General features: G+C 63.6%; 6 protein-coding genes. 1 reads left to right on the top strand and 5 read right to left on the bottom strand.

The genetic code is table 11. The features are described 5' to 3' along the window. From ABNU97_RS16155 to ABNU97_RS16175, 5 genes are all read right to left on the bottom strand, one after another. Positions 1–1600 (bottom strand): TonB-dependent receptor plug domain-containing protein (locus ABNU97_RS16155; RefSeq protein WP_348767707.1); only part of this gene is annotated, 1600 nt, incomplete at its 3' end. 219 nt (positions 1601–1819) lie between these two features. Further along, on the bottom strand, positions 1820–2674 hold the full coding sequence (locus tag ABNU97_RS16160) for an SDR family oxidoreductase (RefSeq protein ID WP_348767708.1): 855 nt from the start codon (positions 2672–2674) through the stop codon (positions 1820–1822). Between the two features lie 168 nt (positions 2675–2842). Beyond that, a complete protein-coding gene (locus ABNU97_RS16165; RefSeq protein WP_348767709.1) occupies positions 2843–6649 on the bottom strand; it encodes an Ig-like domain-containing protein in 3807 nt (1268 codons plus the stop codon). Between the two features lie 448 nt (positions 6650–7097). Continuing rightward, positions 7098–7913, bottom strand: a complete 816-nt coding sequence (locus tag ABNU97_RS16170; RefSeq protein ID WP_348767710.1) for a thioesterase family protein — start codon at positions 7911–7913, stop codon at positions 7098–7100. A gap of 72 nt (positions 7914–7985) precedes the next feature. Further along, on the bottom strand, positions 7986–8642 hold the full coding sequence (locus ABNU97_RS16175; protein WP_348767711.1) for an HAD hydrolase-like protein: 657 nt from the start codon (positions 8640–8642) through the stop codon (positions 7986–7988). Between the two features lie 141 nt (positions 8643–8783). Between ABNU97_RS16175 and ABNU97_RS16180 the strand changes: the two genes are divergently transcribed. Further along, positions 8784–9116: a septal ring lytic transglycosylase RlpA family protein gene (locus ABNU97_RS16180; protein ID WP_348767712.1), complete on the top strand. Its 333-nt coding sequence runs from the start codon at positions 8784–8786 to the stop codon at positions 9114–9116. The last annotated feature ends 15 nt before the right edge of the window (positions 9117–9131 follow it).

Below are 9131 nucleotides of genomic sequence, written 5' to 3' on the forward strand. Positions count from 1 at the left end.
GACCCGTGAATGCATTATCACTGCGATCGGTGCGTTCGCCGCTGGTGCCGTCGACATACTCGCGCTTGAGATAGTCCTGACGCCCGCCCAGCACGACATGGAAACGGTTCCATTCCATCTGATCCTGCAGATAGAAGCCCACCTGACGGGTCTTTCGATCATTGGCCGGCGCCAGGCTGTCGTCGTCGACTATGCCGGGCCCGCCATAATTCGGATTGAACGGATCCAGCGGTGTCGCCTGGAAGCTCGTATTCGGCGGGTACTCGACCGAGTTCTGTCGTTCTTCGTAACCAAACCCGGCGACCATACGGTGCTCGATATCGCCGGTATCGAATTCCACTTCACCGTAATTATCGAAACTCAGGGATTTGAGGTTTTCTTCTGCACGAGAGAAGTAACGCGTGAGCGTGGCCGGCGCATCGGTCGTGTCCGGCGTGAACCCGTTCTGATAGACCTGCTTGAGCGAGGTATCGACGTCCGCGTAGCGACCTTTCGAGGTCAGGGTGACGTTGTCGTTGACCTCGTGGTCGAGCTGATACGAGAACAGGTTGATATCGCGGTCGAAATCTTCGTAGTTGCGTGCGCTGTCGACCCATTCGTCGTCCACCGTGCGGCCGAAGCGGTCGTCCTTCACGCTGATGTCGTAGGGCACGGAGCCGTGGAAGCCGCCTTCCGGATCGCGCTGGACATAGGCCTGCAGCAGCAGCGACGTATCGTCGGCCAGATTGAAGCTGACCTGCGGCATGATCGTGAAGCGTTCGCGCTCGACCACGTCGTACTGCGTATCGCTGGTCTCGCCGCTCACGGTCACGCGATAGTTACCGATCTCCGGGTTCGGCAACGGCCCGGTCAGATCCAGTCCGGCACCGTAGGTGCCAAAGCTGCCGCCATAGATGCTGACCATTCGTCGCTGCTCATCGAGCGGTTTCTTGGTCACGTAATTGACCAGCCCGCCCGGCTGGGCGCGACCGTAGAGCGCCGACAGCGCACCCTTGATTACGTCGATACGTTCGATGAAGAACGGATCGATCTGGATATTGGAATACGACCCCGGGTCGTTGGCCAGGCGCAGGCCGTCCATGAAGGTGTTGTTCACGTCACCGCCCGGAAAGCCGCGCAGTGCGATCGTCGTCTGTCGCGACGAGGAACCGGCCAGCCCCGTGAACACGCCCGGCGTATAGCGCAGCGCGTTGTTGACGGTACGCGCGCCCTGGTCTTCGACCTGCTCGCGCGGCACGACATCGATGGCCTGCGGCGTGGTGATCAGCGGCGTATCGGTCTTGGTGGCGGCGCGCGTGGCATCGGCGGAATAGCCCACCGTGGGCGCGTCCGCGCTGTTGATTGCCTCGCCCTCGACCATCAGCGGTGCCAGCGTCTGCGACCCCAGGCGCTCGTTGCGCTCGCGTTCCGGCGACGCACCGGCATCGATCATCGGCAGCGATTCCGTCTGCGGGTCGCCCGATGCGCCCCCGGCGGCTTGCGCCAGCGCAATCGACGGCAACCACGACATGCTCAAACCCAGCGCGCTGCACACGGCAATACGTGTCCACACGCGACTGTTCAAGCGCTCGCGCGCCCCATTGAATTCAAACTTGGACATCCCCCACCTGCTCCCTGACGAAATGAACACGGACTCCGCGCCAGCAATAGGACACGAATTTTAATGAGAATGATTTTCATTTATAAATTGATCGACGTCAATTCCTTTGCCCCATAAGGCACGCATTAAAAACCCGGCACCGCTTTTCGCGTGTGCCGGGCTTGGTTTGTATCGCGGCGACGAATACGGGCAGACCCGCCTTCGTCGAGCGCTTGGCCGTCAGGTATTGAGGATCACGCCGCCGTTGAGGTGAAGCGTCTGGCCACTCATGTAGGACGACTCCTCGCTGGCGAGATAAACATAGGCAGGGCCGATTTCGCTGGGCTGTGCGGCACGCTCCATCGGCACCTGGCCGCCGAAATGCGCGGTCTTTTCGGCATCGAAACTGGCCGGTATCAGCGGCGTCCAGACCGGGCCGGGGGCGACCGCGTTGACGCGAATACCGCGGCCCACCAGCGACTGTGCCAGCGAGCGTACCAGCCCCTGAATCGCACCCTTGGTGGCGGAATAGTCGATGAGCGTGTCGTTGCCCTTGAAGGCATTGACCGAGGAGGTCGCGATAATCGTATCGCCCTCGCCCATCTGTACCGACAGTGCCTTGCACAGATAGAAATGGCTGAAGATGTTGGTCCGAAACGTGCGCTCGAGTTGGTCGTCCGGAATCTCGGTGATGTCGTCCCAGTCGTACTGCTCGGCTGCGTTGTTGACCAGAATATTCACGCGCCCGAACGCCGCGAGCACCTCGTCGGCGAGCTGATAGCAGAACGTCGCCTCGCCCACGTCACCGGCATACACCTCGCAGCGCGCGCCGCGGGCCTCCACCAGGCGTTTCGTCTCGGCTGCGTCGTCGTGCTCTTCAAGATGCACGATCGCCACGTCGGCGCCCTCGGCAGCGTAATGTACCGCCACCGCACGGCCAATGCCGCTATCGCCGCCGGTAATGAGAGCGACCTTGCCCTTGAGCCGGTCACTGGCACGATAGCTGTCGCGAATATATTCCGGCTGCGGGCGCATGGCCGATTCGTCGCCGGGCTGTTCGGACTGGGATTGCCTGGGTTGTTTCTGATCGCTCATGGCGGCAGAACTCCTTGGGGATAAGACGCCCCGACTCTAGTTCTGCCTTGCGGCTGCAACCATCCGGTTTAATGCCGAGACCACGGCACGACTGGCCGCCCTGCGGGCAAGCCCCGGCCAGGAACACGATCCCCGGCGCCGTTTGACCGGCGCCGGGGTCGGTGCCCGTCAGCGTGTCGGGAACACGCTGCCGCCGTGGATCGACGGCCCGGCCAGCTGGAAGTTCAAAAGACCGCTATCCACCCGGGCCTTGGCCGGCAGCAGACCCAGCGCGGTCGCCGACAGCTCGAAGGCGTTGGTGTTTATGACCGAAATCACCAGACGCCCATTCTGCTGGAAGCTGACCGGGCCGAACACGTTCACCTCGATCGCCTGCTGGGCGAGCGCGATACCCTGCCCATCCGGCGCGTTCGCGGTCAGCCGCAGCGCGGCGGCAAAACAGGGCGCATAGTCGTAGCGCTGGCCGCTGATCGTGCCCTGGCAACGCTCGACGATATAGCCGGTCTGCGGCCGAATCCGGCCGGTGCCCGGCAACGGCTGATAGCGCAGCAGAATGCGTCCGGTCTGCAGTTCGGCATTGGGGATTCCGATCAGATCCTCGAGAACGAGATCCACGATTTCGCGCACGAGCGTGCTGTCTTCGATCGCGTCGCCGGCATCGCCGAGCAGATCGGCCAGGGAGCGGCCGATATCGATGTTATCGAACAGGTCGCGGAAATCCCGGTCCAGCACGCTGCCGTTGGGCAGCAGGTCAAGCAGGCGACCGCGCGGGTTGAGGATATTGTCGAAATCCAGCGAGCCATCCGCCATATCGCCGTCGAGCACGCCGACGACCGCCGTCGACAGCCGATCCACGATCTCCTGCATCTCGGCGGGGGATCGGGTGGCCTGCAAGGTGGCCATCGACTGCACGCGCCCCTGCTCGTCGACCAGCCCCAGTTCGTCGATAAGTTGTTCGATCGCGTTGCCCACGATACTGACGAGCTGTTCGCTACCGAGCGTGAGTCCGGTCAGATCCGTGAAGCCACCGGGCGGCAACGATACCGGCACGCAGCTCGACGATGTGGCCACCGGGCTCTGGGTGTCGTCCACGACGTTGGTCAACGAACTGGCACAGCTAGCTACAGCCGGGCCGATGACCACCGGCCGGCCCTGCGACAGATAGGCGTTGAAGCGATCCTCGGTCGGCGTGGCCGAGATCGGAATACCCAGCGATGTAAGCAGGATCTGGGCGCGATTGCCGGGCTGCTCTATCTCGCCCGTGTCGAACTGGCCGTTGCCGTTGCTGTCGGCGGCCGGCAGCGTGTCAAACGTCGCGTAGTAATCCTCGCTGGCTGTCGTCGCCTCGAAGGGCATGACGATTGCAGGACCACCCGCGGCGTCACCGGCCGCCGAAGCGGTCGACGAACCCGAACCGGTCAGCGGATCGGTATTGAGCGCGTAGCCATCCACGTCCACGACGGTCGAGCGGCAGTTGTCGCCGCTACCGCAGATCACCAGCGCGTAATACGAGCCCACGCTAAGCGCCTGACTCGGCCGTACGCTAAACCCGTTGACCAGCTCGGCGTCGCCCTCGGCAAACGCAAGAGCTGCGTCCACCACGCCCAGGCACTGGCCCGCCTCGCTCATGCGCTGCAGGGCAACCGTGGCCGCGCTGTTGGCACTGGGGCCGGCGCCGGCCAGACAGCCGTCGGCGAGCACCACGCTGTCGCGGCGTACCGGCTTGGAAAACCCGGCCTCGATGGCCTTGTTGGCCGGGAACACGAAGATGCCGAGATCCGAACCGCTATCGCCCACGCAACGCCCGCTGGTGCCGGACGCATCGCCGCCGGTCAGGGCACAGGGCAGGCCCGGCGTGAGCGTGGCGACATAGGCCGGCGCAGGACTGGTGTCCACACGCGGTGCGGTGTTGAAACGAATACGCCCGGTCGAGCCCGTGCCGTTATCGAGGATCAGCGTATTGTCGGCGAAATCGCGTACCCGATCGCTGCCTTCGTTGAGACGAATCTCGTACTCGGTCGCTGGCTCGAGCGGCGCAACCGGATCGATGACGATCGAAAAACCTTCCGTTCGATAGTTCGCTTCGATCTGACGGCCATCGCCGAACAGGGCCACGCTATCGGCATTCACCGACCGCGGCTGCACCGGCGAGTCGAGCAGCAGCGCCGGACTGTCCTGCACCGGGAAACTGTTGAGCGCGGACGTGCCGGCTATACCGGTACAGGCGCTCTCGTCGAACGACGTGGTCGCGAGCGGGCCCGATGCCGCAAAGCCCGGATTGCCGAACGCATACAGGCAGGCGCTGGGCGAACGCGCGATCAGGCGCGGCGGCGTTTCGTCGGGCACGACCTGGTCGCGCGGAAAGAGCGGATTGTTGGTCAGCAGCTTGAGCGCCAGGGTCAGCTCGAAGTCGACGTTGGCCTCGTCGGTGCGATTGACCGTAATGGGGAACGAGCCGATGGTCGCGATATCGATATCGCCGTCGAGCTGCGGTATCGCAAGCCCGGCCGCCTGCACGTTGAGCACGGTCTGATTGATCACGCCGTTGGCGAGCACGCTGCGGGCATATTCCTGGAACGCGCTGGTCCCCGGCTGGCCGGCCGCGGCCTTGAGCAGCGATCCCAGCGCGACGTCGAAGCGCAGCCGTACGGCGATCGGCGCTTCGATGTTGGGGAATTCGTTGCCCATGATCGATACGTTGACGTCGCTGATGAAGTTGACGTCGATCGGCCCGCTCGGGTTGATGGGCGTGGGCACTTCGCCGCCCAGGGCCAGACGCAGCCCGGTGGTCTTGAACGACTGGCCGGCCCGGATCGTGCCCGGTATCGACGAGTCGAGGCCGTCGATGGTGGGCAGCGCAATGGTGGCTTTCAGCACGTTCTGAATGCCGCGGTAGTCCGGATCGGCGACGTCGTTGGCGCTGACCACCGGCAACAGATTTCTGCCGACCAGTTGTGAACCCAGCGAGACGGCATTCACCGCCCGGCCGTTGAGCACGTTGTCGGGCAGATTGGCGGCATCGGCCGCGGTCGGGGTAATCAGCAGGTTGGTATCGAGCGTGTTGTACGCCGGATTGTCGAGAATGCCGCCGCCCACCGCACGCACGCGGCGATTCACCGAACCGCTGGCCAGGGCATTGCCGAACACCGAGCGGATATCCGACGTCCAGCTGATCTTGTAATCGCCGCCGACGAGATCGTTGACCGGATCGAACACGATATAGCGACCGAGGGCGGTGACGTTCGCCGGGGTAACGACGCCCGACGGGCCGCGCACGATGAAACTATCGGCCGTGACCGTGGCCGGATCCACCGGTTCGGACAGCACCACGCGAATCGGATTGAAGCCCACGAATACCGAGGTGGTCTCGAGCTGGGCGTTGTATTCGCCCGGCGTGACTTCCTGAACCTTGAAGCCGCTCGCCGCCGGCCGCGAGCCGTCGGGCCGCGTGGTGAACCCGTACAGCACGTTGCCCGGGTTGAATCCGGTATAGCCGCCGTCCTGCCAGCCGCCGTCCAGGCGCTTGGTCGCGACGACGCGATACTGGGTATCCGGCTTGAGCGGCCCCTGGGTTTCGATTCTGAGAATACGCGGCTGATTGTCATCGCGAACGACGGTCAGCGCCGGGCCGATACGCCGACCGGCGGCATCCCGCAGCTCCAGCGAATCGCGCGAGGTATCGGGCAGATCGCTGGCGAATTTCACCACCAGCTGGCTGTTCAGCGGCACATCGGTCTGGCCGTTGTACGGGAACGTGAAGGCCAGGCCACGCGGCATGATGGAATGCAGCGTTTCGGCATCGCTGCGAGCGCTGGCACCGCCCGCGGTTATCGGGCTGGTCGATGACGAACCCGAGCCGCCACCGTCATCACTTCCGCCGCCGCTGCCGCCACAGCCGGCCACACTCAGACCCAGCAGCAATGCTATGCATAGCCGGCTGCCACTCGTACGTTTCGCAAACCCGATGATCGCCATGGTCCCCTCCCCGTTATTGTTTTCGCCTCACGCCGGTCGCCGATAACGACCACCGCGCAAGCGCCCCAGGAGGCTGTATTTACTAAATGCCGAGCGCGGCGCGCAACCGCAATCCATGGCAATTCAAGGCCTGCCGCCGCGCGTGTGCGGCAAGCCACTGAAACAGTGAAAATTATTATTTTCTCAACTGGCCAACATTAATCTGCTTATGGGCCGATAGAGTCCTGTTGGCCGCCGCACGAGGCGATTACTGCGCAAACGCCAGCATCCCGGCAGCGGCCCAACCTAGCGCGTGTCCGCACCAGACATGATGTGCTATTGCACGCAGGGTCGATGACCAGGCCCTGGCGATCCGGCGTTATCGCTCGTGCGGCATGCCCATGCCGCACTCGCAATGCCTTGCTACCGCCTGGTCATCGTGCGCGGCCTTAATGTTGTGGCGGCCGCCCTACGCAAAGATCGCGACATTCTGGCGCCCGACAATCACCGGCTTGCCGGCGCTGTTCCATACATGCATGGCCTGGGAGGAGTAACCGTCGGCGCTGTGATTGGCCACGCTCTGGCTCAGCCACCAGCCGTCCTCGGTTGCCGGGTCGTCGTCAAGCACGTCGAACATCCAGGTCATGGTGCTGATCGGCGCGATCTCGGAGAAACTGGCCATCGCGGCCGGCGGCAGTGCATCGGCCAGCGCCGCCAGGCCAACCACCACCGGCGCGATTTCGCGGTCGCGGTGACGAATCCAGACGACATATCGTGGATCGTCGGATTGGGTGACCGGCATCGAGCCACCGGCGAAACGGCCTTCGAAATGCTGGGTGAAATTGGGCGCGGTCTGCCCGGGGCGCTGAAAGAACGAGTCGCAGGCATCGGGCGCGGCGACTGCGGGCGCATCGAGATGCGCATGGGCAACCCGCGAATCCCGTGCCTTGCCGAAACAGAAGGTGGCACGGGCCGCCATCTTGTCGTCGCTGAGCATATCCACGGTGATGAACGCGGTGGACTTGCCTTGCCGCACCACGACCGGGCGCAGGGTGACATCCGGGCCGGCCGGGCCGATGAAACTCAGCAGTGCGCTACGCAGCGGCGGCAGCTCCGAGCCGTGCTGGTCGTAGATCGACTGCAGGCACAGCGCGGCGGTCAAACCACCATAGATAGCGCGCCCCTGCAGCCAGTCATCCGGCACATGCACATGGCATATGTCGTTCTCGCAGGTCGTGCTGGCCAGCAGCTGCGACAGCGGCGTGCGCGTATCGGCATCGGTCATCTTCGTAATCCTTGTGAATACAAAGCATGAAGACTAGCGCAATACGCCGGCGTATGGGCAAATGACGGCCCCTCAGGCACGACAGGCGAGCAACGTCTGCTGCAGGTCGGCCAGCGTGGGAAAATAATAGTCGGGGTCTTCGGCCACGAGTTCCTCACGGCTGCCGTAGCCGTAGCCGACCGCTGCGTTTGCCACCCCGTTGTGGCGCGCCCCGATCAGATCGAAGCAGCGGTCGCCGATCATCAGCGCATCGGTCGGGTCGATGCCCTCTTCGCGCAGAATATGCGCGATCAGGGCGTGTTTTTCGGTTCGCAGGCCGTCGAGTTCGCTACCGTAAACGCTGCAGAAATAGCGATCCAGTTCGAAATGCTGCACGATCGGGCGCGCATAGAACCACGGCTTGGAAGTGGCCACGAACAGCTGTCGGCCGCTGCTCTTGAGGGCGCAAAGCAGTTCCACGATCCCTTCGTAGAGGACGTTCTCAAACATGCCGATACGCCCGAAACGCACACGGTAGTCGTCCACCGCGGCCTGTGCCTGCTCGGCGCTGAAACCATAGAACTCGATGAACGACTGCTTGAGCGGCGGCCCGATGAAACATTCCAGCCGGCCCAGATCGTCGACCTGAACCCCCTGGCGTGACAACGCATACTGTACGCAGCGGGTGATGCCTTCACGCGGATCCGTCAGCGTGCCGTCCAGATCGAACAGCAAAACCTTGTGACGCATAATTCAAACTCTCCTACCCTCGCACCTCATGATCGACCATGCGCGCCGCCCCCCAAACGGCGCCTGTACGGGATATGCAAGAACCCGGCCGTGTCGCGACGCTGGGCGCCGATCAGCCTTATTGTCGCGTGCGTTACCGCCCTGTTGCTCAGTGGTTGCGCCGGCCTGCGCACGCCAGGCGACGTCTATCAACGCGGCGAGGCCGCCTATTATGCGAGCAGCTTCGACGGCCGCCGTACCGCGAGCGGTGACCGCTTCGATTCGAGGCGCCTGACCGCGGCCCATCGACGCCTGCCCTTCGGCAGTCGCGTCGAAGTCACCAACGAGAACAACGGCCGCAGCGTTATCGTGACCATCAACGACCGCGGACCCTATACGCGCGGGCGCATCATCGACCTGTCGCGTCGCGCGGCCGAAAAGATCGACATGATTCGTAGCGGCGTAGCACCCGTGACGCTACGCGTGTTGGACTAGGGAAGCTCTGAATAA

Origin of the sequence: uncultured Salinisphaera sp., assembly GCF_964012375.1 — a bacterium.
Lineage (GTDB): Bacteria > Pseudomonadota > Gammaproteobacteria > Nevskiales > Salinisphaeraceae > Salinisphaera.